The organism is Arcobacter rhizosphaerae (assembly GCF_049472155.1).
Classification (GTDB): Bacteria; Campylobacterota; Campylobacteria; order Campylobacterales; family Arcobacteraceae; genus Arcobacter_B.
In genome coordinates, this window is the sequence record NZ_JBMOVW010000009.1 from 44,999 (window position 1) to 71,096 (window position 26,098).

Annotated in this window: 22 protein-coding genes; 14 read left to right on the forward strand and 8 right to left on the reverse strand. The window is 27.0% G+C overall.

Annotated elements, in window-relative coordinates:
- Window positions 1-44: 44 nt before the first annotated feature.
- Window positions 45-1,922, reverse strand: coding sequence for an invasion protein CiaB (ciaB, locus tag ACH5BH_RS12615; protein ID WP_423298599.1), 1,878 nt, complete (start codon window positions 1,920-1,922; stop codon window positions 45-47).
- Window positions 1,923-1,988: 66 nt separating this feature from the next.
- Entirely contained in the window at window positions 1,989-2,363 is a 375-nt protein-coding gene (locus ACH5BH_RS12620) for a DoxX family protein (protein WP_404307836.1), read from the reverse strand.
- Between the two features lie 189 nt (window positions 2,364-2,552).
- Between ACH5BH_RS12620 and htpG the strand changes: the two genes are divergently transcribed.
- The 10 genes from htpG to ACH5BH_RS12670 all read left to right on the forward strand — a co-directional run bounded on the left by htpG (window position 2,553) and on the right by ACH5BH_RS12670 (window position 11,488).
- Window positions 2,553-4,463 carry a molecular chaperone HtpG gene (htpG, locus tag ACH5BH_RS12625; RefSeq protein WP_423298600.1) on the forward strand — a complete coding sequence of 637 codons (1,911 nt, stop codon included), beginning with the start codon at window positions 2,553-2,555 and terminating at the stop codon, window positions 4,461-4,463.
- A 200-nt stretch (window positions 4,464-4,663) separates the two neighbouring features.
- Window positions 4,664-6,658: a tetratricopeptide repeat protein gene (locus ACH5BH_RS12630; RefSeq protein ID WP_423298601.1), complete on the forward strand. Its 1,995-nt coding sequence runs from the start codon at window positions 4,664-4,666 to the stop codon at window positions 6,656-6,658.
- Window positions 6,659-6,718: 60 nt separating this feature from the next.
- Window positions 6,719-7,015, forward strand: a complete 297-nt coding sequence (locus ACH5BH_RS12635; protein ID WP_423298602.1) for a nucleotidyltransferase family protein — start codon at window positions 6,719-6,721, stop codon at window positions 7,013-7,015.
- Window positions 7,016-7,053: 38 nt separating this feature from the next.
- On the forward strand, window positions 7,054-7,362 hold the full coding sequence (locus ACH5BH_RS12640) for a nucleotidyltransferase family protein (RefSeq protein ID WP_423298603.1): 309 nt from the start codon (window positions 7,054-7,056) through the stop codon (window positions 7,360-7,362).
- 83 nt (window positions 7,363-7,445) lie between these two features.
- Complete coding sequence (locus ACH5BH_RS12645) at window positions 7,446-7,598, forward strand: hypothetical protein (protein ID WP_423298604.1); 153 nt, start codon at window positions 7,446-7,448, stop codon at window positions 7,596-7,598.
- A 94-nt stretch (window positions 7,599-7,692) separates the two neighbouring features.
- Window positions 7,693-8,436 (forward strand): sulfite exporter TauE/SafE family protein, encoded by a 744-nt coding sequence (locus ACH5BH_RS12650; protein WP_423298605.1) that lies wholly within the window; start codon window positions 7,693-7,695, stop codon window positions 8,434-8,436.
- Window positions 8,437-8,460: 24 nt separating this feature from the next.
- Entirely contained in the window at window positions 8,461-9,276 is an 816-nt protein-coding gene (locus ACH5BH_RS12655; protein WP_423298606.1) for a LysR family transcriptional regulator, read from the forward strand.
- Between the two features lie 79 nt (window positions 9,277-9,355).
- A complete protein-coding gene (locus ACH5BH_RS12660) occupies window positions 9,356-9,994 on the forward strand; it encodes an ATP-binding protein (protein WP_423298607.1) in 639 nt (212 codons plus the stop codon).
- A gap of 8 nt (window positions 9,995-10,002) precedes the next feature.
- On the forward strand, window positions 10,003-10,482 hold the full coding sequence (locus tag ACH5BH_RS12665) for a GNAT family N-acetyltransferase (RefSeq protein ID WP_423298608.1): 480 nt from the start codon (window positions 10,003-10,005) through the stop codon (window positions 10,480-10,482).
- A 55-nt stretch (window positions 10,483-10,537) separates the two neighbouring features.
- Complete coding sequence (locus ACH5BH_RS12670; protein ID WP_404307822.1) at window positions 10,538-11,488, forward strand: tetratricopeptide repeat protein; 951 nt, start codon at window positions 10,538-10,540, stop codon at window positions 11,486-11,488.
- A gap of 19 nt (window positions 11,489-11,507) precedes the next feature.
- On the opposite strand, the gene ACH5BH_RS12675 is transcribed toward ACH5BH_RS12670, so the two are convergent.
- Entirely contained in the window at window positions 11,508-11,972 is a 465-nt protein-coding gene (locus ACH5BH_RS12675; RefSeq protein ID WP_423298609.1) for a hypothetical protein, read from the reverse strand.
- Window positions 11,973-12,238: 266 nt separating this feature from the next.
- Here ACH5BH_RS12675 and ACH5BH_RS12680 point away from each other — a divergent pair, with 266 nt between their 5' ends.
- Together ACH5BH_RS12680 and ACH5BH_RS12685 are read left to right on the forward strand one after the other, a co-directional pair.
- Window positions 12,239-14,680, forward strand: a complete 2,442-nt coding sequence (locus tag ACH5BH_RS12680) for a methyl-accepting chemotaxis protein (RefSeq protein WP_423298610.1) — start codon at window positions 12,239-12,241, stop codon at window positions 14,678-14,680.
- Window positions 14,681-14,780: 100 nt separating this feature from the next.
- Window positions 14,781-15,344 (forward strand): hypothetical protein, encoded by a 564-nt coding sequence (locus tag ACH5BH_RS12685; RefSeq protein ID WP_423298611.1) that lies wholly within the window; start codon window positions 14,781-14,783, stop codon window positions 15,342-15,344.
- 17 nt (window positions 15,345-15,361) lie between these two features.
- Here ACH5BH_RS12685 and ACH5BH_RS12690 read toward each other — a convergent pair whose 3' ends face one another.
- Window positions 15,362-16,177 carry a DUF4197 domain-containing protein gene (locus ACH5BH_RS12690; RefSeq protein WP_423298612.1) on the reverse strand — a complete coding sequence of 272 codons (816 nt, stop codon included), beginning with the start codon at window positions 16,175-16,177 and terminating at the stop codon, window positions 15,362-15,364.
- A gap of 78 nt (window positions 16,178-16,255) precedes the next feature.
- Here ACH5BH_RS12690 and ACH5BH_RS12695 point away from each other — a divergent pair, with 78 nt between their 5' ends.
- A complete protein-coding gene (locus ACH5BH_RS12695; RefSeq protein WP_423298613.1) occupies window positions 16,256-16,690 on the forward strand; it encodes a hypothetical protein in 435 nt (144 codons plus the stop codon).
- 161 nt (window positions 16,691-16,851) lie between these two features.
- Here ACH5BH_RS12695 and ACH5BH_RS12700 read toward each other — a convergent pair whose 3' ends face one another.
- Window positions 16,852-17,592 carry a hypothetical protein gene (locus tag ACH5BH_RS12700; RefSeq protein ID WP_423298614.1) on the reverse strand — a complete coding sequence of 247 codons (741 nt, stop codon included), beginning with the start codon at window positions 17,590-17,592 and terminating at the stop codon, window positions 16,852-16,854.
- 387 nt (window positions 17,593-17,979) lie between these two features.
- Between ACH5BH_RS12700 and ACH5BH_RS12705 the strand changes: the two genes are divergently transcribed.
- Window positions 17,980-20,931, forward strand: a complete 2,952-nt coding sequence (locus ACH5BH_RS12705) for an autotransporter family protein (RefSeq protein WP_423298615.1) — start codon at window positions 17,980-17,982, stop codon at window positions 20,929-20,931.
- A 121-nt stretch (window positions 20,932-21,052) separates the two neighbouring features.
- Here ACH5BH_RS12705 and ACH5BH_RS12710 read toward each other — a convergent pair whose 3' ends face one another.
- From ACH5BH_RS12710 to ACH5BH_RS12720, 3 genes are read right to left on the reverse strand one after another with little or no spacing between them, the layout of a single operon-like run.
- The gene (locus ACH5BH_RS12710; RefSeq protein ID WP_423298616.1) at window positions 21,053-22,207 is read right to left on the reverse strand and encodes a TolC family protein; all 1,155 of its coding nucleotides are present in this window, start codon (window positions 22,205-22,207) and stop codon (window positions 21,053-21,055) included.
- Window positions 22,204-22,929: an efflux RND transporter periplasmic adaptor subunit gene (locus tag ACH5BH_RS12715; RefSeq protein ID WP_423298617.1), complete on the reverse strand. Its 726-nt coding sequence runs from the start codon at window positions 22,927-22,929 to the stop codon at window positions 22,204-22,206. Before ACH5BH_RS12715 ends, ACH5BH_RS12710 begins: the two co-directional genes overlap by 4 nt.
- 3 nt (window positions 22,930-22,932) lie before the next feature.
- Window positions 22,933-26,013 carry an efflux RND transporter permease subunit gene (locus ACH5BH_RS12720; protein WP_423298618.1) on the reverse strand — a complete coding sequence of 1,027 codons (3,081 nt, stop codon included), beginning with the start codon at window positions 26,011-26,013 and terminating at the stop codon, window positions 22,933-22,935.
- Window positions 26,014-26,098: the final 85 nt, after the last annotated feature.

A 26,098-nucleotide genomic window follows, 5' to 3' on the forward strand; every position in this document is an offset into this window, starting at 1 on the left:
ATTTTGATAGAGTTGTTATGTATGAATAAGAGGATTTAATCCTCTTATTTTATATAGTTTTCTTTTTTATCTTCTGTATCTAACTCTTGACCAATTTCTTGGTATCTTTTGAAGTAGTATTTTACAAATGAGTTGATTTTTTTGTTTACTGGCATGAAGTATTTTTCTTCTTTTACTGCGTATTGATTTAAGAACTGTGTTGCGTCTTTTTTATCAAGGTAGTGTTTTGCTAAATCAGTGTAAGTTTGAATATACCACTTTTTAAGTGCTTCGTGTTTTTCATCACTCATATTAACGATTAGGTTTTTCTCATCCCAATCTAAAATGCCACTATCAAAAAGTCCAGCTAAATGAATAAGCCCTTCACAATAGTATGGTTGAACTTCATCTACTTCCATCCATCCCATAAGTCCAACAGCTCTTTTTACTGTGTCAATAAGTACTTGTCTTTCAAGCTCTTTTTCATCATCTTGTTCATCTAAGAAAAATGAAACTAATCCACCTGTTGTAGCTTTGAACTCTTCTATATTTTTGAAGTTTCCTGTTTTATTCATAGCTGATTCTGTTTCATCATCACACCATAAAATATGACCAAACTCATGCCCAATAGTAGTGATATCGTAAACTTGATGCCATTTTGAAGTTTCATTGAAAAGGAAAGTTCTATCTTCTGTAAGTAACTCTTGTCCAAAAGTCTCTTTTGAGATTTTTAAAAATGGCTTTGCACGACTGCTTTGAAGTATTTCATCACTAAAGGCAAAGATTTTTTTACCTTCTTCTTTTGAAACTATCTCATCATTTGGTACAACTTGGGCTGAAAATAGTCCATTGAACTCAGCTCCAAAAAACACAGCAGGTCTTCCTATATAAAGTTGAACTTTATCAAGTGATTTTAGTGAGAAGTCATAGATGTTTTTGTACTCTTGCGTTTGCTCAATTCTATCAAATACTTTTGCAAAAGCTGATTTGATTTTTGTTACTCTGTGGTCATTTTGTGCAAACTGTGGGTTTGAAAGTCTTATATCCCACTCAAGAGCTACTGCTTTTCTAAAGTGATCTTCATAGTACTCTAAAGGGTGTCCTATTTGAATTGGTGCTTTTACTTTCATCCAAGCTCTATCTACATCTGCCCATTTTGCTACTAGTTTATGCTCTTTGTCCTCACTAAAGGCTTTGATTAGTGATTGGATATATAAAATATAGTTCCATTTCTCACCATATACATCATCTTCAAGCTCAATTAGTTTTTCTTCAAAATCTTCAAGTTCATCTATTACAGCTGTTGTTTGCTCTTTGAAAGCTTTGATATATGCCTGTGATTTGTAATCCTCTTTTTGTTTTACAAGTGCTGAGTATGATCTATCTGCTATCATATCGTTGTGACCTAAGTCATAAAGATGATTATTCTCTAAGTATTCATATACTTTTGACTCATCACCATCAAATTTAGCTAATAACTCTTTATTTATACCATTTATAATATGTGCAGTCCAGGCACTTTGCCATGAAGACATTTTTAGACCTACATTGTAAACACCTTGGAAAATCTCTTGGTAAAAAGGAGTTAGTAAGTTGTTATTTTTGATGTAATCAACTGTATTTTTATGCTTTTCATGCCAAAAGTCTCTTACAAAGCAGTATGCTTTTTCTTGAAGTTCTATAATCTCTTCTTCACTTTTTTCGTACTTTTTAAGTACTTGAACAAGTGAATCATCTCTTAAACTTACAAGTCTAGTAACAAGTGCAAATCTTAAATCATCTTTCATATCTAAGTTTAAGTTTTTAGCAAACTCATCTATGATAGTTAGTTTTTCATAATCTTTATTTTCTAAGTGTGATATTAGTTTATTTATATTTGATTTTTGAGCATCTAAGTACTCATATACTTCATTTAAATCTTCTAAAAATTTGTTTTTATCCAAAATTTTATCCTTTAGTTTATCTATTTTGTAAGTCTATCTATTTATATCTTTTTTTTATATAATAAATTAAAATTTATTTTTTAAAAAGTAAGATATAGCAAGTATACCTAATATCACTAAAGGTGTAATAACTTTGTCAACTGAATCCCCAACAGCAAAATGTGAATATGAAGCAGCAATAAAATCAAAAGTAAAACCTGCATAAGCCCACTGTTTTATTGTAGAAAAATTTCTAGGTAAAAGTAAAGCAATAGCTCCTAAGATTTTGAATACTCCAAGCATAGGGAAAAAGTATAGTGGGTATTGTAAGGTTTTATTTACTTCAAAAACAGCATTTGTTTGAAGTATATCTACTATTCCACCATAAAAACCAACAAGTAAAGCAATAAACAAAGTTGTCGCATAATAAATACTTTTTTTATTTATAATATTTCCTAACATCTTGAGTCCTTTTTATAATTAATAAATAATTATATTTTAATTTTGTTTAACAAATGTAAAGTTGAAAAAGTATATAAAATTAGCACTTGATTGATAAAAGTGCTAAAATTTATCTAAACTTTAGCTTTCTTTTATAAAGTTTTGTTAAAATTATCAAAATAAAATTTAAAAATTATAGGAGAAATTAGAATGGCAAAACATCAATTTCAGACAGAAGTAGGACAACTATTACATTTAATGACACACTCTTTATACTCAAATAAAGAGATTTTTATAAGAGAGTTAGTTTCAAATGCAAGTGATGCAATTGATAAGTTAAACTATTTAAAATTAACTGATGATAAGTTAAAAGAACAATATGCAGATTGGTCAGGTGAGATTAATATCTCTTTTGATGAAGCTGATAAGTCTTTAACTATTATTGATAATGGTATTGGTATGAATGAAGAAGATTTAATCGCTTCTATTGGTACTATCGCAAAATCAGGAACAAAATCATTTGTTGAAGCCCTAACAGGTGATGCTAAAAAAGACTCAAACTTAATCGGACAGTTTGGTGTTGGTTTCTATTCTGTATTTATGGTAGCTTCAAAAGTAGACGTTATCTCTAAAAAAGCTGGTGAAGAAACTGCTTATAAGTGGTCTTCTGATGGTACTGGTGAGTTTGATTTATCACCTTGTACAAAAGAGTCTTCAGGAACTGTAATTTACATCAAACTTAAAGATGAAGAAGCAGAAGAATTCGCAAGTAAAGCAAGAATTGAAAATATTATTGGTAAATACTCAAACCACATTGCTTACCCAATTTTCTTAAATTACAGTGAAGAAGTAGAAGAAAAGTTAAGCGAAGAAGATAAAAAAGCTGGAAAAGAAGCTAAAAAAACAGTTGAAAAAAGACATGAGAAAATCAACGAAGCAACAGCTTTATGGATGCAACCAAAATCAAAAGTAAAAGAAGAAGAGTACAACGACTTCTATAAATCAATCTCTCATGATTCTCAAGATCCATTAGTTACTATTCATACAAAAGCAGAGGGTGTAAATGAGTACACTACACTTTTCTATATCCCTAAAACTGCACCTATGGATATGTACAGAGCTGATTATCAACCAGGTGTTAAGCTTTATGTTAAAAGAGTATTTATTACTGATGATGAAAAAGAGTTATTACCAACTTACTTAAGATTTGTTAGAGGTATTATCGATAGTGAAGATTTACCATTAAATGTATCAAGAGAAATCTTACAAGAAAACAGAATTTTAGCAAACATCAAACAATCATCTGTTAAAAAGATTTTATCTGAAATCAAAAAACTTTCTAAAGATGAAGAAAAGTATGCTGAATTTATTGAACAATACAACAGACCACTTAAAGAGGGTGCTTATCAAGACTTCACAAATAAAGATAAAATCTTAGAGTTAATTAGATTTAAATCTACAAAAGCAGAAGCTGGAAAAATGACTTCATTAGAAGCTTATAAAGAAGCTGCTGATAGTGAACAAAAAGCTATTTTCTATATCGTAGGTGAAAATGAAAAAGTTCTTAGAAACTCACCACTTTTAGAAGCATACAAGAAAAATGACATCGAAGTTTTAATCTTAGATGACAAAGAAATCGATGAAATCGTAACTCCAATGTATGGTGCATACAAAGAGTGGGAATTCAAAGACATCACAGCTTGTGAAGCTCCAAAAGTAGAGCAATCAGAAGAAGAGAAAAAAGAAGTTGAAGAGAAGTTTGAAGACATCACTAAAAAAATCAAAGATATTTTAGGTGAGTCAGTTTCAGATGTAAGAGTTACAAACAGACTAAGTGAGTCACCATCTTGTGTAGTAAAAGACGCAGGTGATGCTCAAATGGCACAAATGGCTCAAATGATGAGAGCAATGGGACAAGAAATGCCAGAAACAGCACCAATCCTAGAAATCAACCCAGACCACGAAATCGTAACAAAATTAAACGGTTTAGCAGATGATAAAATGGTAGAAGATGTATCATGGGTACTATTAGACCAAGCAAAATTAAGTGAAGGTATGGAAATCACAGACGCAGTAGCGTTTGCACAAAGACTATCAAGAATCACAGCAAAAGCTTTATAATAGAGCTATTTGCATAAACCTTCGGCGTTAAAATTAGATTTTGACTCAATCACCTACTATGTGTAGGCTCAATCGTCAAAATCTAATTTCGTCTTGAATCTTCATACAACTAGCTCTATTAAGCAAATCACTAAAGTATTTTAACCTCACATATAGCTATAAAATAATAAAATGTGTTCAAAAATTCACGGGATAATTTTATGCACAACTCTTTTCTTAAATCTATAATTTTAACTTTTATATTTGTATCTTCTCTTTTCGCTTCAAATGAAGAAGTAAATCAAAAACTATTTGAACTCAAAACTTCACAAGAGTATGCTCAAAAAATAAATGATGAAAAAATCACTCTTATAATGGGTCAGATAATTCAAAAAGAAAATGAGATAAAAGAGTTAGAAAATAAATTAGATGAATTAAGAAAAGATAAAGACTCTTTAGAAAATTATAAAAATATAATTGATAGACAAGATAAAAGAATAGAAGATGTTCATTCGAACTTAAATTATTGGGGGATTGGATTTTCATTAATTGCTATTCTTACAGGTTTAGTGGTTTTTTTAGTAAATAGAAGTTACGCAAACAGTGCAAAAAAAGAAGCTAAGTTAGCAGCAGAAAAAGAACTAAAAAAATGGATAGATGAAAAAGCTGATAATGAGTTTAAATCAAAAGTTGATGGTTATTTAAGGCAGATTGATGATAGGGCTAAAAAACTATTTGAAAGAAATGAAGGACTAACTCAAAAATTAGAAGATAAAATAAAGTTATTAGATGAAAAAGAGTATACAGAAGATGAAAAGAAAGAATTAGAAGAAGAAGCACAAGAAATAAAGTCATCTAAAAATCAGAAGGATTACACTTTTGAAGACAAATATAAATTGTTTGTTTCAAAATTTGTTAAAGAAAACTATCAAGAAGCTTTAGATGATTTAAATATTTTGGAGAAAGAAAGTTTAAATGACAATAGTTTATCAAAAGTTCTATGGTCTAAAGCAATTACGTTAGGTCGATTAGAAAAAAATCAAGAAGCCCTAGAAGTATATGATGAAGTAGTAAAAAGATTTGAAGATTCAAAAGATAATAGTATTTTAGAAAAAGTTGCAAGTGCTTTAGTAAATAAGGGTGCAACACTTGGACAATTAGATAGAAGTGAAGAAGCCCTAGAAGTATATGATGAAGTAGTAAAAAGATTTGAAGATTCAAAAGATAATAGTATTTTAGAAAAAGTTGCAAGTGCTTTAGTAAATAAGGGTGTAAGACTTGGACAATTAGATAGAAGTGAAGAAGCCCTAGAAGTATATGATGAAGTAGTAAAAAGATTTGAAGATTCAAAAGATAATAGTATTTTAGAAAAAGTTGCAAGTGCTTTAGTAAATAAGGGTGTAAGACTTGGACAATTAGATAGAAGTGAAGAAGCCCTAGAAGTATATGATGAAGTAGTAAAAAGATTTGAAGATTCAAAAGATAATAGTATTTTAGAAAAAGTTGCAAAAGCTTTATATAATAAGGGTGCAACACTTGGACAATTAGATAGAAGTGAAGAAGAGATAGAAGTATATGATGAAGTAGTAAAAAGATTTGAAGATTCAAAAGATAATAGTATTTTAGAACAAGTTGCAAAAGCTTTATATAATAAGGGTGCAACACTTGGACAATTAGATAGAAGTGAAGAAGCCCTAGAAGTATATGATGAAGTAGTAAAAAGATTTGAAGATTCAAAAGATAATAGTATTTTAGAACAAGTTGCAAAAGCTTTATATAATAAGGGTGCAACACTTGGACAATTAGATAGAAGTGAAGAAGCCCTAGAAGTATATGATGAAGTAGTAAAAAGATTTGAAGATTCAAAAGATAATAGTATTTTAGAACAAGTTGCAAGTGCTTTAATAAATAAAATAGAAACAAATTTGATACTAAATAAAGCAAATTCACAGGAAGATTTAAATTTATATTTTCAGCTTGTAAAAGATGATAAAAATGAGCTTATTCAATACAAAATGTTAACTATTTTAGAAAAAGCAAAAGATTCAGAGCTTGATAATGAAATAGAAGAGTGGAAAGAAGATTTTAAAGATATTTCTATTGAAAATTGGTCTTTTTCTGAAGTAAAAGATTGGGCTAACTCTTTTGAAAAAGAAGAAGTAAAAGAAAGATTATTAAGATACATAGATATTTTTGAAAATCATAATAAGAAATAAGATAAGTTGAGTGTGTTTAATTTTCTATGATATAATTATGTATCTAAAAAGGATTAAAAAGTGACAAAACAATATATTATTAACTACTTATCAGAACATAAAAGTGAATTCTCAAAAAAGTTTGGTATTACTAAACTTGGTTTATTTGGTTCTTATGCTAAAGGTAATGCTACAGTTAATAGTGACATTGATATTCTTATTGAACTTGAAAACAATTTTTCAGATATTCATGAAAAAAAGACTTTATTCAAAGAGACATGGGAAAACTACTTTAATACTAAAGTTGATGTTGCTAGGGAAAAGTACTTAAGACCTTTAGTAAAACAAGAGATTTTAAAAGAAATTGAGTATGTCTAATTTTCTATTATATAATTACATATCTAAAAAGGCATATTATGGAAAAAGAGTTATTAGATAAAATCAAAATAGAAAAACAAAAACTTTTAAAAGATGGGTTTAAAATTGTAGGAGTGTTTGGCTCTTATGCTAAAAATACACAGACAAAAGATAGTGATTTAGATTTACTTTATGATATTGAACCTACTTTTGTTGAAAAATACTCAGGTTTTGAAGCCTTTTCAAAGCTTTCACAAATTAAAGAAGATTTACAAAAGTCACTCAATCTAAAAGTTGATATTGCTACTATTGACAACAATAGCCGTACATTTAAAAAATATGCTTTAAAAGATATTTTATATGTCTAATTCTTTTGAAAAGCTACATTTTATTTTAGAAAAAATAGAAGATATTAAGAAATATTAAAGTTTTTAGTAGAAAGCTGACATTAATGAACATAGCTAAAGTAAATAAATCTCAAATATTAAAAACAGTAGAAACCTCAAATTTTATTGAGGGCTATAAAAAAACATCAATGAAAACTAAAGTTAAAGCAAGAGTTTTAATGAAAAAACACAATATTAAAGTATCTACTTTAAAATAACTACTTTAAAACCCCTTTAATAAATTTCTGATATAATGATTAGTAATACTATTTGGTATTATACATAGTTATATGTAATATTAAAGGTAATGATATGGAAACTGAATTTCTTATTGTTTTTACTCTTGTTATACTGATTTCTTCTTTTATTCATGGAAGTATTGGTTTTGGGTTTGGGCTTATTTCTACGCCTGTTGTTGCACTTTTTACTGATATTCAAACAACTATTACTTATATTATTGTTCCTACTATGATTGTTAACTTGGTTAGTATTTTAAGTGAAGGGAAGTTTTTTGAGGCTTTGAAGAAGTTTTGGTTTATTATACTTCTTATGGTGATTGGCTCTTGTGTTGGAACTTATATACTTGTTTATTTTAATTCTGAGTATTTTAAGTTGCTCTTGGCTTTTATCATTTTTGCTTATTTGATTCAATCAGCTATAAAAGTTAGAGCTACTTTTATCTCTTCTTATCCAAAATCATCTACTTATGGTTTAGGACTTATAGGTGGTGTTGTATCAGGTCTTACAAATGTTGTGGCCCCTTTGACTATCATGTACACTTTAGAGCTTAAATATTCTAAAAAAGATACGATTCAGCTATCAAACTTATGCTTTTTATTTACAAAAGTAGGGCAGATAGCAACTTTTGTATATTTTGGAGCATTTAGTAGTACAGCTGTTGAAATATCATTTGCTAGTATGTTTTTAGTTGCTATTGGTTTATACTTTGGTATAAAAATAAAGAAAAAAATCGATGCGAAGTTTTATGCTAAGATTTTAAAAGCTTTACTATTTATTATAGCTGTTGGTTTAGTTGTTCAAACAATAGCTGTTTAAATACAAAAGATTATAGGGATTTTTATGGACTCAAATTTATTAAAAGCATTTATTACTGTTAAAAATGAAAAAAGCATATCTGGTGCAGCTAAAAAGTTAGGCTATACTCAGTCAAACATAACTTCAAGAATCAAACAGCTTGAAAAAAACTTGAGCTATAGCCTATTTCATAGAACTAACAGAGGCGTTGTACTTACAAATGAGGGTGAGAAACTATACCCTTTTGCTGTTGATATTGTAAAAAAAGTAGAAGAAGCAACCTCTCAAATGAGAAATATAAATCATCAAGAAGTTCTAAAGATGGGAACAACCCAATCAAATGCAACCATAAGACTTATTCCTATAATAGAGCAGTTAAATAAAGACTTCCAAGATATGAAAATAGAGTTTAACATAGATAGTAGTCTAAATTTAGTAGAGCAACTTTTAGATTATCAAATTGATATAGCTTTTATAAATGGAAATCCAAATCATAAGGATTTAGAAATTCTAAATATCTTTAAAGATGAGATATATTTTGTAGAACCCAAAGATAAAGAAGCTAAGAATAATCTTTTAGTTTATAGAGATACTTGTGCTTATTGTCTTCATCTACAAGATTATGCAAAGCAAAATAGTGATTTGGAGTATAAAACATTAGCTTTACAAAATTATGAGCTGATGCTAGGACTTACAAAAGCGGGATATGGTGTAACACTGCTTTCAAAAAGTATCATAGATAAGTTTGGTTATACAGATAAACTAAAGCTCACAAGAATACAAAGTGATTTTGATGCGCATTTAGTTTGTAGAAAAGATTATCGTCCTATGATAGAAAATTATTTAAGAACAAAACTTTGATAATTTTATACCATATAAATTAGTTTATTTTCAGAATCTTTAGATAAAGTTTTATCATTCAAAATGAAAGGAACTTAATATGAATAACTTTAAAAATTTAACTAATATAAATAAGTATAAACAAGTATTTCAAAACAATGAACTAAAAAAAGAGCTTTTTTTAAAGGCTTTACTATTAAATGCAAATGAAGCAGTAAATAAACTAAAGAAATTAAAAGAGAGCTCAGAATTTAAAGAAGAATTAGAAGATTGGGAAGGTATGATGGAGGTCTATTTTGAGCCATCAGATAACTCAATCACTATTGTTGATAATGGTATTGGTATGAATCAAGAAGAGTTAAACTCTTTTGTTGAAGAACAAGCTTCAAAAAAAATAGAAAGCTCTATAGAAAATAAAGAAATATCTTTAAAAGAAGTAGGATTGTATTTTCTGTTTTTAATCGCAAAAAGTGTGAATATAATTTCAAAAAAAGTAGCAGAGGAAACAGCTTATAAGTTTAATACAAAAGATTTAACTACTTATACCTTAGCTCCTTGTATTAATGATGAGGGTTCAGGAACAGTTATTTATATCAAACTAAAAGATGAATTTGCTAAAGAGTTTACTACAAAAGAGAATATCATAGCATATATAAATGAGTTTAAAGATGAGTTGAATAATGACTTATTTATTAGTTATTTTGAAAACTTTGAAGAGAAAATAGAAAAATTAAATTAAGGAAAAGAATGTCTATAGTTATAAGAGACGCCATAGCAAGTGATGCACAAACAATACTAGATTTTATTATTGAACTTGCTGTTTATGAAAAAGCGGAACATGAAGTAAAAACAAATGTAGAGCAAACAAGGGAAGCTATTTTTGGAGATAACTCTACAGTTAAAGCATTGATTTGTGAAGAAAATGGTGTTGCTATTGGTTATGCAGTATATTTTTACAACTACTCAACTTGGCTTGGTAAAAATGGTATTTATTTAGAAGACTTATATATTACTGATTCAAAAAGAGGAAATGGTGCAGGAAAAAAGATGTTAAAACATCTTGCAAAAATGGCACTTGATGAAAACTGTGGAAGATTTGAATGGTCTTGTTTAGACTGGAATACTCCATCAAGAGAGTTTTATGAAAGCCTTGGTGCAAAAAGTCAAGATGAGTGGATAGGATATAGACTTGAAGGTGAAACTTTAGAGAGTTTTGCTAAAAGTTAATAATAAATCAAGTATATTTTTGATAAAAATAATTATTAAATTTTAAAGGATGAAATTGAATCACGAAAATTTTGAATATTTATATGGTCAGTTTAATCAGAAAATGCAAGATAAAGAATTTGATGAAGCTTTACTTTTAGTACCTGAACTTTTAGAGTTAGCCCAAGGTACGCCAATTGATATATTTTATACACTTATGGGTAAAGCCTCAGCTCTTACAAATTTAAATGAAGATCAAGAAGTTATTGATACTTATGATGAAATAATAGAAAAGTTTAAAGATACTAAAGATGATACAATTTTTAGATATCTTGCATATAGTTACTATAATAAAGCATTAATATATGCAAAAATGAAAGCTTTTGATAAAGAGCTTGAGTGTTATAATAATTTACTTGAAAAATTTATTGAAGATACTTCTTCTCAACTTGAGATTGTTTTAGTAAAAGCCTATTTAAATAAAGCTGTTTGTACAAATCAGTTGAAACAAAGAGAAAAATCTATTGCTACATATAAAGAGTTACTATCAAATTTTAAAGACTCTTTAAATCCAGAAGTTATTGAGAACTTAGCTCATGCTTCATTTAATATTGCACTTTTACATGCAAAAGAAAATGAAAACGAAGAGGCTATAAAAGCTTATGATTATTTAATAGAGAACTTTAGTTCTTATGAAAATGAAAATATAAGAGAGTTGGTTGCTAAAGCTTATGTCAATAAAGCTGGAAGATATAGAGAAATAAATAAGCTTTCAAAAGCCCTAAAACTTTATGATGAGGTTGTTATAAAATATGAAAAACAGCAGGGTATAATTCAAAAGCAAGTAGCTTTGGCTTTATACAATAAATCAATTATTTTAAGTCAATTAAGTAATGAAAATGAACTTTTGGAAGTTTGTGAAACAATAATCAGAAAGTTTTCAAATAGTAAAGATGAAATGATTATGAATATAGTAGCTTCTGCTGAGGTGGTAAAAGATAAAGAAAGATTTAATCACTCTTTTTAAATAAAAGTAGTTTCTACTTTTATTTATTTTCTAGTTGATTTAAAGATTCTATAATAGCTTTTGATAAATCATCAGTTATTATTTCTTGCCATTTATTTATTTGTGTTTTTTTGTTTTCTTCGCAAATTTTTGTCATTGTATTATTGAAAAATTTATTATCATTTATTTCATGAACAAAGTGTTCTATTTCAATTTTTTCTGTTTTTACATCATCTAAATTATCATTTGCAAACTTTTGTAGTGCGTCCATAGCTGCTTGTTTTTTTAGTTCATCTTCAAAAATTTCATAAATATTCTCTAAAGAAGATAAATCTTTTAAAAGTTCATAGATAGAACCCAATGCATATTGAAGTTCTATATTATAATCTATATTTTCATTTTGTGTAAGAGAACATAGTTTTCCTAAAGAAACTTGATAATAAATCTCATACTTTGCTAAATTTTCAATTACTTTGTTTTTTTCAAAATATTTTTCAATGTTCATTTTATTCCGTTTTTATTTTGATTTTATCAAAAAATTTAAAAAATTAGATTAATATTTTTTTATAAGAAATAGATAATAGCGTTAGTTTATTAGTTATAAATACTAATTATAAAAATTATTCATAAATATTAACTATTTAGTTAAACCTAATTATAGGCTCTTTATATATAAAAAAGACGTTATTATAAAATATTTTATAATAATTTTTATCAGAACTAAAAGCTTTTTATTTTATAATGTATAAAATTTATACATAAGGGAAACAAATGTTTAAGAAGATGACAATTAAAGCAAAAGTTATAGGGCTTATTGTAATTTCATTAAGTTTACTAGCTGTGGTTTTAGCTGGATTTTCTGTTAGTAAGGTAAAAGAGGGAATTATTGCTCAAAATTACTCTATGCTTACCTCTGCAAGAGATTCAAAAGCAAACCAAATTACAAGTTTTTTTAAAGAAAGAGTAGGAGATATAGAAGTTTTATCAAAAAGTACTGATGTTTTACTTCTTCTTGATAGTTTGTCTAAAACTCTTAATGAAATAGGATTTGACAAAAAAGCTTCACTTGATATAAATAATCAACAATTTAAAAATGTAACTGATAAGTATGAAGAGTATTTTCAATATTACATGAAAGAATATGGTTATTACGATATCTTTTTAATTTCTGCTGATACAGGTCATGTAATTTATTCTGCAGCTAAAGAATCAGATTATGGTGCAAACCTAAGACATGGTTCACTTAAAAATAGTGGTTTAGGACAAGTATATTTTGATACTTTAAAAAATAAAAAACCAACATTTGAAGATATGGAACCTTATGCACCAAGTAATGATGCACCTGCTATGTTCTTAGGAAATCCAATATATGAAAATGGTGATATTAAAGCTATTTTAGTTTTTCAAATTAGTGATAGAGCTATAAATAAAATCATGCATTTTAGAGAAGGGTATGGAGAGAGTCAAGAAGATTATTTAGTTGGAACTGACTTATTAATGAGAAGTGATAGTTACTTAAATCCAACAGATTATAGTTTAAATGCATCATTTTCAAAAGAAAATAAAGTAAATACACAAGCAGTAAAAAATGCTTTAGATGGAAAATCAAATACTGAAATAATCACAGATTATAATGGTAATTTAGTTTTATCTGCATACACTTCTTTAAAAATTGGAGAAGATATAAAATGGGCAATACTTTCTGAAATAGATGAAGCAGAAGTTTTAAAAGCTCCAAATGCAATTAGAAATTTAATATTAATTATTTCTTTAGTTTTACTTTTAATCTCAATTGCAGGTGCTGTAATTGTAATTAATAATATTGTTGTAAAAAGATTACTTAAATTTCAAAATGGCTTAGTAGGTTTCTTTGATTATGTAAATAGAAAGTCTTCTGATGTAAAAGAACTTGAAACAGATAGTTTTGATGAAATAGGTCTTATGGCTCAAGTTGTAAATGAAAATATTAAAAAAGCTAAACAAGGTATTGAAGAAGACAGAGCTATTATAGATGAAACAATTTCTGTATTAAATGAGTTTGAAAAAGGGGATTTAACTCAAAGAATAACTACATCAGTAAATAATCCAGCTCTAAATGAATTAAGAGATGTACTTAATAAAATGGGGGATAATTTAGAAAGTAATATTGATAATATTCTTAATATTTTAGAAAAATTCTCAAATTATAACTATTTAGAAAAAGTTGATACTTCAGGAATAAAAGAACATTTAGAAAAGTTAGCTAATGGAGTAAATTCTTTAGGTGATTCTATTACAAATATGTTAGTTGATAATAAGAAAAATGGATTAATTATTGACACATCATCTGATAATTTATTATCAAATGTAGATATTTTAAATCAAGCATCAAATGAAGCAGCAGCTTCATTAGAAGAAACAGCAGCTGCATTAGAAGAGATTACAGGAAATGTATCTTCAACAACTCAAAAAATTTCTGAAATGTCAGTTCTAGCAAATGAAGTAACAAATTCTGCTAGTGAAGGTGAAAAACTAGCTTCAAAAACTACTTTAGCAATGGATGAAATAAATGATCAAGTAAGCTCAATAAATGAAGCAATTACTGTAATTGATCAAATAGCATTCCAAACAAATATTTTATCACTTAATGCTGCTGTAGAAGCTGCAACAGCAGGTGAAGCAGGTAAAGGTTTTGCCGTAGTTGCACAAGAAGTAAGAAACTTAGCAGCAAGAAGTGCTGAGGCTGCAAAAGAAATCAAAGAGTTAGTTGAAAGTGCAAATATTAAAGCAAATGAAGGTAAAAACATAGCTGGAGAAATGATTAAAGGTTATGAAGGTTTAAATTCAAATATTGATAAAACAATTGAACTTATTTCAGATGTTTCAAGTGCTTCAAAAGAGCAAGAAGCTGGAATTGTACAAATTAACGATGCTATTAACTCTTTAGATCAACAAACACAAAAAAATGCCACAGTTGCAGGTGAGACTAAAAATATCGCTTTAAATACTTCATCATTAGCTAAAGATATAGTTTCAAAAGCAGATGAAAAAGAGTTTGTAGGAAAAGATAGTATTGATATTTCAAAAGATATTCAATCAATTGCTAGTAGTTCTAGCTCTAGTATAAGAAAAGATAAGATAAATAAAGCTACTACACCTACTGCTAATACTCCTAAAAAAGAGTCCAAACAATTTAATGATACTTCATCTGATGATGAGTGGGAAAGTTTTTAATTAAAATTAAGAGATTCACTTAAGTGAATCTCTTAAACTCTTGAATTTCTTAATTAAATATGATAAAGTACAATTCTTAACATTAAATTAAGGTATACAAATGGGAATCATAAAAAACTTTTTTAAAAGTTTTATAAACTTATCTCGTCCACGTTTTACATTTACAGACAATAAACTTATTTTTAAAATAAATTCTGATATTTTTTATAGATATGAAATAGATAATTATGACACTAAAACTAGGCATGATTCTTATGTCTTAGATGCGTATACTTTAAATACAAAAGATTTGTTTTTAGAACATATTCATTTAGATAATGATGTATCATGGGAAGGTTTACCAAGTTCGATTTATTTAAGTTTTTTAAAAGAACAATTAAAAATAAAAGATATAAAACAATTGGAAAAAAAAGAGTTTGATGGTTTTGATTTCATTACATACGAAGTAGATAATCATTTTATTTTAAATTTTATTTATATTTATGAAGTAAATAAAGATACTTTTATTTTGGATATAAAGTCTGAATTATATGAAAACTTACTTAAAAATTTTGATAAAGAATATGAGTATAGGTTTGAAAAAAATAGTAATGATGTTTTGAGTTTAGATTTAAGTATAGTAAAGCAAAATGCTATTTATGGATATTTTAAACTAGATAACTAAAAGAAGAAATACTTCTTTTAGTTTCCAAATACTTTTTTCAAAATTGATGTAGTTTGAGCTATAGGGTTAGTTCTAATTTGAGCTTCTTTTTGAGCTATCATTTTAAATAAACCATCAATTGCTTTATCTGTTACATACTCATCTAAATTTTTATCACTACTTCCTGGAAGATATGAGTCTACACCAAAATCTTTTGCTAATCCCATAACAGAACTATTATCTACCATAGATTTTACATTGGTTTTATAAAAGTTATTTGCTATATCATAATAAGTTGCCACTTTGTTTTCTTTCATAGTTTCTTGAATAATAGGCTTAATCATTTCTTTTAAAGATTTTGAAGTATTTTCCTTAAAATAGTTTGTAGCTGCTTCTTTATTTCCTGCAAGAATTTTTTTTGCATCTTCAATTGACATCTTTTCTATACTTTTTATAAAAATTTCCGCTGTTTTAGGGGCTGCTTTTGTTGCTGCTTTATTCATAGAATTGATTAAATTATCAGCAACTTTTTCTCCTCCTGCTTTTCTGATTAGAGTTTCTACTTTTGCTAAATTGTCTGGAAGTGGAATTTTTACATTGTTGTTATTTAAATATCCATTCTCTTTTCCTAATGTCGATACAGCATATTCTACACCTTTTTTTAAAGCAACTTTTAATCCACTTGTAACAGTTGAGCTATCAAGTTTACTTTCTTGTTTTGTACTAGTTTGTTCTTGTGTTTTAGTTGGTTTTGTAACTGTATTTATTACATCTTTTGTTAATGCATTTAAATCAAATGCAAAAGATAGGCTTGAACTTAAAATTAAAGATGCAAGTATTGTAGTTTTTTTCATTTTTATTCCTAGTATAAATATTTATTTTTATATTAATATTATATAATAGATTAATTGTGAAAAAGGATAATTGCAAAAATGACTAATGAAATTTCTAATTATTTTCATGCTTTTAAAAATAAAATTTTAGAAGCTGATGAAATATATGCAAAATGTGGTAAAGATATTTTAGAGTTTGAAAAACTACTTATAGAGTCTGAGCCTTTAGAAGATTATGAAAATAATTTTTTAGTAATTTTAGGTTATACATATAGACTTGATGATGTTTCTCAAAGAGTATATTATACTTTCCAAGAGGCTATTTATGCAATAGACTTAGATAAGCTTATGAAAAACGAAGACTCTTTAAAATTAAATACTATTGTTTATACTTTAGTTTTAGCAAATATTTTAAGAGAATATGAATCAAAATCAGTTGATGAGACTATAAAAGAAAAAGCTATTTTAGAGTATAAAAAACTAGAAGAAAAAAAAGCAAAAGAGAATAGTAAATATCATATATATCAATATTAAAGCCGTGTATAATGGTAGTGTAAAGTAATCTTTACAAATGCTTTTAACTTTTGTTTTTTGATTAGTAAACTCTAATTTTAATTGATTTGAAAACTCTTGATAATTCTCATTATAAGGTAACGAAAAATAATACTTTAGAATAATAAATAGACAAATAAAAATTAACAATAATCATAGCTAGATTCATTTTTTAATTCATTATAATTATTTAATACAGAAGAATAAAAGTTTTTTGTATTGTGTAGTTGTTTTAATACCTGAGGATCTTTTACAGTTTCTATATAATCATTAGACATATTTATTATATCAAGTAGAACTTTCTGAAAATCTAAAGTTATTTGTTTCATTACATCAGGTGAAATATTGTTAATTTCACCTGATATTCCTTTTATATAAAAAACTTCTAAATCATCTTGATTGTAAGCTTGTTTAAGATTTACGCTTAACTCTAAAGACATATTAATTATATCATCCTCAGACATCTTTTCATAAGTATTATACACAGATTGATTAAAGAAATTATCACCTGATAAACTTGTTGTTGAAAGCATTAATTTTGACTTATTAGTCATTTCTACATAAGGAAACTCTTCAAAACTAACATCATTAGTAGGTAAAACTAATGTTTTAAATTTATCTAACATCTCATAAGATATTGACTCAAACTCTTTTTGAGTTACCTTATCATCTTTTAAAATAGTTTTAAATTTTATTTCTTCTTCTTTAGTAAATCCTTCAAAAGCATTTGTTTTTTCTAAAAAAGTTAAAACTCTTCCTTTCGTTTCTATTTCTTTATGAACAGTAACTTCATCCATCTTTTTAGCAAAAGAAACATTTTGAGCTACACTTTGACTAGATTTATTATAAGCATAATATGAATTATTTGTATTAGTAACTTGCATATTTATTCCTGTTATATTTAAATAATAATATAAATGTATTTTAATATATTTTAAGTTAAAGAGAGACAAAAATACTCTAATTTAAAAAAAAGAAGAATATGAAAAAATTATTATTAGTGTAATAATTACACTTTTTGTATGGAGTAAAGTTTATGAATTCCCTCAAAGTGTACCTAAAGTAACATTTAGTTTTCAATATGCAATACTAATTGATGAAATAAATATTACTAGCCCAAGTGGGAATATTTTAAATGGTAATACTTAAACTAGCTTTTTACTTTTCAATATCTATTAAATATTTTAATTATATTTTATATTTTTTTATTAATATGTATATCAGTATATATGTACTAATATAATAAAATAGTATATAAGGAAAGTATTATTATGAAAACAAAAAATATTATTATTTCATTATTATTAACATCATCAACTCTTTTTTCACAAACTTATGATGCCTCTGGTATTACCACAGAGGGAGACCTTTTTTACAAAATTCTACAAGGATTAAAGCCTAGCGATTATGATACAATTGTTTTCAAGGGGCCTGGACATTTTGAAGTATATGAAAATATTCAAGGTGGTGTTCCTCCATACTCTGGCACACTTGGGGTTGATTCACTATTTCAAAATATGCGTTTTGAAGGTAACAATACAAGTAATAAGTTTTTTTTTGAAGGTGGTCGTTCTAATGCTTGTCCTAGCATAAATTGTATACCTTATAAATTCAGTGTTAGTACCAACAGCTTAACAATTGATAATATTGCATGGTCATTGGCTCCAAATTCTAGATATGGTGATTACATTGAAGATTTTATTATTTTCAATCGAAATAATGCACCTGCTGAATTAAATCTCAATAACGGTCATTTGATACTTGATCAAGCATTTGGTTCAGGTGCTCAGCTTAAGCTTGGTGGCCCAGCTGTAATTAATGTCAAAGGTATTAACAATCAAATAACAGCTCCTGGTGGTGCTATTGGTAGAAGTATTTATGAAACTAAATTATATTTACATACAAATAGTCAATTAAAAATTAATGGTACTACTGATTTCAATATGCGTGATTTTGGTTATTTACAAATGGATAAGGGAAGTGAATTGAATATAATAGGTTCCAAAGTAGTTTTAACTAAACAAGAGACTGCAACGACACCTAGTAGTACTATAGATGGAGGTACAATCAATATTTCAGGTCTATATGGTAGTCTCCCTGCCTCACTAGTACTTTCCAGACCAATTATTAAAAATAGTATCATAAACCTTGGACATAATACACGTTTTGCTTCATCTACTAAAAAAAATTCAATATTCCAAGCTGCGGATTTTACGTTTGAAGGTAATAATAGTGTAACATTGGGACTGGGTGCTGCACTTTCAGGCTTTATCAATGAAAATACCGAGGGTATAACTTCTTTTAACTTTAAAAATGGACGAACAAGTATTAAAGGAGTTAGAGATGGAGTGACTAACTCAAAACTGTGGGCTCAAAGTATGATTCTCAATAATGCGCATTTATATTATGAATCTGTTGATATAGATGATGACCTTAAATTTTTAACGATGACAAATGGTTCTAGCTTAAGTCATAACGAAAACAATGGTGAAAGTTTGGAGTCACTTGAGCGTTTAAGGATTGTAGACTCATCAATTGATAGTGATTTTACCTTTGCAAGAAATGGTCTTATGAAAGCTGTTCTGAATAATGCGACCATCAAACAAACTGATAGCCGATTAACACGTCCAACAAATTTTTATCTTAATGGTATAAATGGTTTTGGTTCTATTGCAAAGGCTAGTGTTACTATTGAAGGGAAAAGTGTATTCCAAAGTCGTATAGACCCCACTGGTAAAGATATTGGTATACCTATTGGTATTACAACTGGTACTTTAAGTTATGCTGATTCAGTTTATTTTACTAGAAATCAAGATTTTACTGATGAAACATTTAGTGTCATTGGTTTAAATAATTTAACTGTAGAGCTTAAGCCTTTTAACACAGGTTTAATTGCTCAAGATTATGCAAACGGTGGAGAAAATAATGATGGTATTTATGATGTAATGTTTTTTCAGCAAGCAGGTACTGCCACTAATAATGCTACAGCTGACAGTGACACAATAGCTGTACGTTTGAGTGGTGATATGCCAGCACTTTTAAAAGCTACACAAGTTAAAACACCAAATACTGATAATCAAGTTTCAGTAAAGATTGAGACACAAGCACCTTCATCATTAACTTCGCATCCTACTATTACAACTCCAAATCAGCAAAAGGGATTAGCTTTATTATTCAATTCTGGGAATACAAATGTAAATAATGCATTAAATACTGTAACAAACTCTCAACTACAAACACATATAAATAGTATTCATGCAGAACCATACTCATCATATATAACAGTTTCATTAGAGCATACAGATATGATAATGAACAGTGTTTTAAGTAATACGGCATTAATAAAAAATCTAAATAGTGGAAATTTTGAGAATAAAAAGAACTTTTGGATTGATATAAGCCATTCTAAAGGTGATATTGATGGAAGTTCAGGCTTAGGGAGTTTTGATTATACTTTAAATACTATAACTTTTGGAAATGATTTTATTGTAAATGATAATAAGCGAACTGGTCTATTTTTTTCAATTGGAACACAAAAGATGGATGAACATGATACTGTTACACAAGCTTTTAACAGTGACAATTATTATTTAGGTGGATATTTAAATCAAAACATTGGAAATGATTGGATTTTAGGAAGTGTATTTGGTTATGGATATGGAAAACATAAGTCAAATAGAGTTGTTAATTTAGCAAATATAAATGAAAATATAAAAGGTAATTTTGATAGTCATAGTATTTATGGAGCAGTTAATATATCAAAGACTATATTTACTAATGATTGGATTTCTTTAAGACCTGAAGTTGGTTTAGATTACACATATTATCAGCAAGAAAAGATAAAAGAATCAGGAAATAGTAATTTTAACTTAACTATTGATAAAACTAATGCACAAGCAATTATTGCTAATGTTGGATTAAATGCTAAATTTAAGAGTATCTCAGATATTAATAAAATCTATCCATTAGCTTTTATCAAATATGAACATGATTTTTATGCAAATAAAAACAATACTCATAAAATAAATGCGGCATTAAGTTCAAATTCAAATTATAAACAAGAGTTTGAAGGTCAAAATAGAGGAAAAAACTCATTATTAACTGGTATTGGCTTAGCTAGTGATATAAGTAATGCTTTACAAATAAATGGAGGTTTTATTTATAGTAAACATTCTCATGGAAAAGAAGTTGCTGCTGGAATAAGTTTAAAGTACCAATTTTAAACTTATTTAAGAAAAAATATTTAGATATTGAAAATTAAGTGATATTTTAATTGATATGATTGAGTATGTTAATGATGTTTAATTCAATATAGAATAGCCTTTTTAACATACTCTTACTTCTTTAAATGTTTTTATATAAATCATAGATTATTAATTGTTTATCAATATTCAAAATATCAATATCAATTTTTGAAGACTCAAGTCTATTTTTGATAGTTTTTAATTCTTGTTTTGTTTTAAGAAAACCTTCTACTAAATTTTTTGTAAGTTTATAAATTCTTTTATAGCTTTCTATACTTTTTTTGGTATTTTTAATTTTATTATCAATTCTTTTTAAAGTTGAGATAGAGTTTTTGTATTTATTTATCTCTTCATCTTTTTTTATGTTTTTTTCAATTTTTGATAAATTGTAGTTGATTCTTGAAAGCTGTTTTTGTTTGTTCATATTATAATCAAGTGGAATTGAGACTCTAACTCCATAGTTGTAGTAATCATCATTTATATTTGATTGATTATTGTCTTCATATCCAAGTTGAGAAAATAGTGAAATTTTTGGAAGATAGTTTGTATTTGTGATATCTATATCTTTTTTTAAAATCTTGATATTTAAATCTTTGATGATTAACTCTTTGTTTGAATCAAGGTATTTTTCTAACTCTACAACGTGAAGTCTCTGAACTTTTATATTTTGGTATGTTGTAGAACTAAGAGTTTTTAACTGCTTTAAAAAATCATCTTTTGATGTTTTTAAATCCTCAATTTGATTTAATAAATCATTTTTTTCAATTATTGCACTATCTAACTCTTCAATATCAATAAGTGAATTTAAGTACTGTTCTTCTTTTTTCTCAATTTCTAAAGTTTTGTTTTTGATTAAATAGTTTTGTTTCTTGATTTGTAGATCAATTTTGTTTAACTCTAAAACTGTTTTAAAAATATCAATATTCAAAGCATTTAGATTTTTATCATAGGTTTTAAAAGCCAAATCTTTTTGTAACTTACCTTTATGAATTGTATATAAAATTCCACCAGATCTGAAAATATCTTGGTTGAAATCTAAATATACTTTATTTGATGTGGACTTAGAATCTCCGCTTTTACTTTTTGTAGAATCAGTTGTGATAGATAGAGAGTTTATCCATGAATTTTTTGTAAGTTCACTTTCTAAAGTTTGTTTGTCTTTTTGATTTTCTAACTCTAAAGCTTTATTTTCTTTAATATTTTGAGCATTTAGTAAAATGGCTGTTAAAGCTGTAGTTAATACTATTTTTTTCATTTTAGTTCTACTTTCACAACTTTGTCAAAGAGGTAGTTGTTTTTGTTTTCATTTGTTTTTGTAAATACTACTTTGTATCTTGAAATTTTGTTTTCATCTTTGATTTTATGAACTTTGTATACTTTGAAATCACTTTTTTTACTGTTGATATATAAAGCTTTTGATTCTAATGTATCTATTTCATTTTTTGATAAAAATAGAGTGATTTTTAGTTTTGAAATATCATAAAAGTTAAATAATTTATCTCCAATATTAATATACTCATCTTTTTGCACAAAAATAGTATCAACATATCTATTTTGAACATCAAAAGTTTTTTTATCCATATCATTTTGTAGTTTTTTAATAGTTTGAGCTGTTGTCGTAAGCTCTTTTTTTGATTCTAAAAATGATAGTTTTTCAGTATTTTTATCATATAAACTTAGCTGTTTGATTCTGTTTTTTGCTTTGTAGTTTTGCTCTTTGATTTTTACAATCTCTTTTTGAATAGAGTATGAACTTTTTTGTTTTGCTAGTTCAATCTCTTCATCTTTAGTATCTATTTTGATTAATAACTCTTTGTTTTTTATATATTTTGATTCTAAATCTTTATTTACAAATTTTACAACCCCAGATGTTTGAGATTTAATCTCATACATCTCATAAGGTTTGATTTGAGCCATATACTCTTTTGCTAATAGTGATGTAAATGAAAGTAGGGTAAATGCTAAAATTTTCTTCATATTTTATCCTTTGATGTTTTTATTAATCATTGCAAATAGTGCTGGTAAGAATAGCAGTGTTAGAACTGTTCCCCATAAAAGTCCAAAACCTAAAGAAATAGCTAAAGGTTGTAAAATCTTTGATTGACCTGTTGCAAAGAAAATCAGTGTTGAAAGACCTAGAAATGTTGTAATAGATGTGATAATAATAGGTCTAAGTCTAAGTGTTGCTCTTTTTATTAACTCTTCAATACTTGTAGTTTTTTTAACAAAATCAAGCATTACAATTGCATTGTTAATAACAACTCCTGCAAGTCCAAGTATTCCAATAACAGATGTCATAGTAAGGTTCATACCAAGTACGATATGTCCTAAAATAGCCCCTGTAACAGAAAATGGAATAACAGATAAAACCAATAGCGAGTACTTAAATGAATCAAACATAGTTAAAAGTGTTATAAAAATCATAAAAATTGCTATAAAAAAGGCAAAACTTAACTCTCTTGCCATTTGTCTATTTTGTTCCTCTTCTCCGTGAAGAATAATCTGAACACCTTGTTTTTCAAACTTATTAAGTGTTGGTTGTAGTAATTTTAGAGCTTCAGTTGCTGTTATAACTTTGTTATTTACGTTTGCTACAACAGATTTGATATTAACTCCATTTAATTTATATATTGAATCAAAGTTAGTAAAATATTCAAAGTCTGCAATTTCACTAAGAACTACTTGTTGAGTAGAGTTTGGAACTTGTACCTCAAAATTTTCTAAACTTCCAAAATCATTTTTGTGTTTATCAAAAGTAATAAACTCAATAATCCCTTTTTCATCTAAACCTTTTGTTTGTGCAGCTTTTAGATATGAAGCAGATAAGATACTAGATACAGAAGCTTCTGTAAAACCTAAACTTTGACCATATTCATTTATACTTATTTTTAATTCTTTGATACCTTTTTTTGCTGTATCATCTACAAATATAATTCCATCAATATCATTTAATTCCATTTTTAGTTCACTAATACTTTTTTCTAAAAGCTCTTGATTTGTAGTTGATAGTAAAACCTCAATGTCATTAGTTGTAATACCAGCTCCTTCTTTTTTCACTGCAAACTCAGTTAAGCCTTGTGGTTTATAAGACTCAAATAGTTTTGTTAGATGAACTACAATTTCATCTAAACTTTTCTCTCTTGTTCTTTTTTCTTCTTCACTATTTGAAAACGAGAAAATTGGAGTGATATATTCATCAACAAAGTTTTGAGGAACTCTCTCTTCAACTTCTACATTAAACTGGAAAACTGATGGTTTAATCTCTATATTTTCTTGATTATTAGTTCTAAGACCCACTGTAAAAGAGATATTTTTTAAGCCCAGTTCTTTTTTTAGTTCAAGAAGTTTAGATTCTAACTGTTTTGTTTTCTCATATACTTGCTGTACTGAATGACTTACACTAAATTTACCTCTTATATAAAATCTATCTGCATCAAAATCAGGAAATATTTGGTATCTCATATTTGAAACCAACATAATAGTTACAAATGTAATACTAATAGTAAAAGTAAATACAAACTTCTTTTTATGTCTTAAAATAAACTCTAAACATTGTTTATATAAGTTATTTGCCTTAGTCCAATCAAGCTCTTTATCATCTTTGTTTAAAGAATGAAGCCCATGAATAGGTAAAAATATAAAACTTTCAATTAATGAAGCAATAATCAAAACAACAACAGCAATAGGAATCATCTTAAGAAATTCACCAAGTTCCCCACTAATCATAAGCATAGGAACAAAAGCAAATACTGTTGTTAATGATGAAGCAAGAACAGGAGTGATTACCTCTTTTGTTCCTTCAATGGCACTTTGAAGTTTATCTTCCCCTTGGGCTATGTGCCTTTGGATATTTTCTGCAATAATTACAGCATCATCTACTAAAATACCAATGATTAAAAGTGCCCCAATCAAAGTGATCATATTTATACTATATGAAGTAAATGATAAGAAAATTACACCCATTAAAATTGCAGTTGGAATACCAAGTACAACTATAAATGCAACTCTTTTATTAATTAAGATATAAATAGCAATAGAAACTAATAGAAGACCAAACATAATACCTGATATAACCGTATTAAGTCTTTTTTTGATTAGCTTTGAAGTATCATAAAATGTTGATATTTCTATATCTTTATATAGCTCATTTTGCTTATTAACTTCTTGCTTTACAAGTTTTACAAGTTCAATTGCATTTGCTTTTTCATTTTTATATAGCCCTAACTCTACATTTTTTGCACCATTTAAAAATGCTATTACATCTGTTTGTTCATATTTTCTTTTTACTTTTGCTATATCTGAGATATAAATAGATTTTTCATTTACTTTAAGCATAGTGTTTAAAAGTTCTTTTGAATTTTTAGCTCCATTTTTAGAACTTAAAAAAAGATGTCCATTTTTATCTTCAATTTTACCTAATGGAAAGATATATGAAATATCCCTTATTTGAGATAGAAGTGATTGTTTATCAAGTGAATATAAATCAATCTTTTGATTATCCAAAATTATTTCATAAACTCTTGTAGTACTCTCATATAAATCAACTTTTGAGATATTTTGAATAGATGATAGTTTTGTTTTTAAATCATCTGCAAGTGCAATTAGCTCATCTTGTGTTTTAGTTTTTGAAGCTAAAGTTACGTTAATAAGTGGGAAAGACCAGTCAACTATTGAAGTTCTTGGTTCATCCATATCAGAGGGTAAATCACTTTTGTTATTAGTGATAATATCTTTTACTTTGTTTAAAATAGAGTAAGTATCTAAACCTTTTTCAAGTGTTAAAATAATAGAAAACTCACCACTTTTGATAAAAGATTCTACTTTTTTTACTCCATTTAGAGATTTTACATCTTTTTCTAGTTTTGTCACAACCATTTTATTTAAGTTATCAATACTTGCACCACTATATGAGCCTGAAATAGCAATTTTATCAATCTTGATTGGAGGAAATACATCTTTTGGGATAGTATTATATGTTATAACCCCAAGTAAAACTAAAAATACAAAAGCTGTATAGTTCAATCTTGTTTTTGTAAGAAAAAATCTAATTAGTTTTTCCATAAAATTCCTTTTATTTTTTCATGCTAGAACTATAAAAGAAATAAATGTGGAAAAATGGGGAAATCTCAGAATTTCCACATTTTTT

Coding starts and splice junctions, on each gene's coding strand:
- ACH5BH_RS12620 (WP_404307836.1), bottom strand. CDS start 2,363: ATGTTAGGAAATATTATAAATAAAAAAAGTATTTATTATGCGACAACT.
- htpG (WP_423298600.1), top strand. CDS start 2,553: ATGGCAAAACATCAATTTCAGACAGAAGTAGGACAACTATTACATTTA.
- ACH5BH_RS12630 (WP_423298601.1), top strand. CDS start 4,664: ATGCACAACTCTTTTCTTAAATCTATAATTTTAACTTTTATATTTGTA.
- ACH5BH_RS12640 (WP_423298603.1), top strand. CDS start 7,054: ATGGAAAAAGAGTTATTAGATAAAATCAAAATAGAAAAACAAAAACTT.
- ACH5BH_RS12645 (WP_423298604.1), top strand. CDS start 7,446: ATGAACATAGCTAAAGTAAATAAATCTCAAATATTAAAAACAGTAGAA.
- ACH5BH_RS12650 (WP_423298605.1), top strand. CDS start 7,693: ATGGAAACTGAATTTCTTATTGTTTTTACTCTTGTTATACTGATTTCT.
- ACH5BH_RS12655 (WP_423298606.1), top strand. CDS start 8,461: ATGGACTCAAATTTATTAAAAGCATTTATTACTGTTAAAAATGAAAAA.
- ACH5BH_RS12660 (WP_423298607.1), top strand. CDS start 9,356: ATGAATAACTTTAAAAATTTAACTAATATAAATAAGTATAAACAAGTA.
- ACH5BH_RS12665 (WP_423298608.1), top strand. CDS start 10,003: ATGTCTATAGTTATAAGAGACGCCATAGCAAGTGATGCACAAACAATA.
- ACH5BH_RS12675 (WP_423298609.1), bottom strand. CDS start 11,972: ATGAACATTGAAAAATATTTTGAAAAAAACAAAGTAATTGAAAATTTA.
- ACH5BH_RS12680 (WP_423298610.1), top strand. CDS start 12,239: ATGTTTAAGAAGATGACAATTAAAGCAAAAGTTATAGGGCTTATTGTA.
- ACH5BH_RS12685 (WP_423298611.1), top strand. CDS start 14,781: ATGGGAATCATAAAAAACTTTTTTAAAAGTTTTATAAACTTATCTCGT.
- ACH5BH_RS12690 (WP_423298612.1), bottom strand. CDS start 16,177: ATGAAAAAAACTACAATACTTGCATCTTTAATTTTAAGTTCAAGCCTA.
- ACH5BH_RS12695 (WP_423298613.1), top strand. CDS start 16,256: ATGACTAATGAAATTTCTAATTATTTTCATGCTTTTAAAAATAAAATT.
- ACH5BH_RS12700 (WP_423298614.1), bottom strand. CDS start 17,592: ATGCAAGTTACTAATACAAATAATTCATATTATGCTTATAATAAATCT.
- ACH5BH_RS12705 (WP_423298615.1), top strand. CDS start 17,980: ATGAAAACAAAAAATATTATTATTTCATTATTATTAACATCATCAACT.
- ACH5BH_RS12710 (WP_423298616.1), bottom strand. CDS start 22,207: ATGAAAAAAATAGTATTAACTACAGCTTTAACAGCCATTTTACTAAAT.
- ACH5BH_RS12715 (WP_423298617.1), bottom strand. CDS start 22,929: ATGAAGAAAATTTTAGCATTTACCCTACTTTCATTTACATCACTATTA.
- ACH5BH_RS12720 (WP_423298618.1), bottom strand. CDS start 26,013: ATGGAAAAACTAATTAGATTTTTTCTTACAAAAACAAGATTGAACTAT.